The 265-nt window shown below is 55.5% G+C and carries 1 protein-coding gene; it reads right to left on the reverse strand.

Going from position 1 to position 265, the window contains the following annotated elements; translation table 11 throughout:
- Nucleotides 1-265 (reverse strand): immunoglobulin-like domain-containing protein (locus tag AACV02_RS29435; RefSeq protein ID WP_256680150.1); only part of this gene is annotated, 265 nt, incomplete at both ends.

A 265-nucleotide genomic window follows, 5' to 3' on the forward strand; every position in this document is an offset into this window, starting at 1 on the left:
GATCACCGAGCCATTGCTCAAAGTGACCGTCACCGGCGTCTGCGCTGGATTGGTCAGCGTTGCGGTGTAAGTGATCTGACCGCCTTCGGTGACAGTCTCGCCCGCCGTCAACGTGACGGTAGTGGTATCAACCGAATCAGTAATCGTAGTAACCGCAGGCGTAGTGCTCGGTACCAGATTTTCAAAATTGCCGCCCGTAGCCCCAGTAATCGTGGTGCTGACAGTCGAACCATTGTTGTAAACGTCGTTAGCCGGCGTATCCACC

The sequence above is a fragment of the Pseudomonas sp. Larv2_ips genome, from assembly GCF_963879675.1.
Classification (GTDB): Bacteria; Pseudomonadota; Gammaproteobacteria; order Pseudomonadales; family Pseudomonadaceae; genus Aquipseudomonas.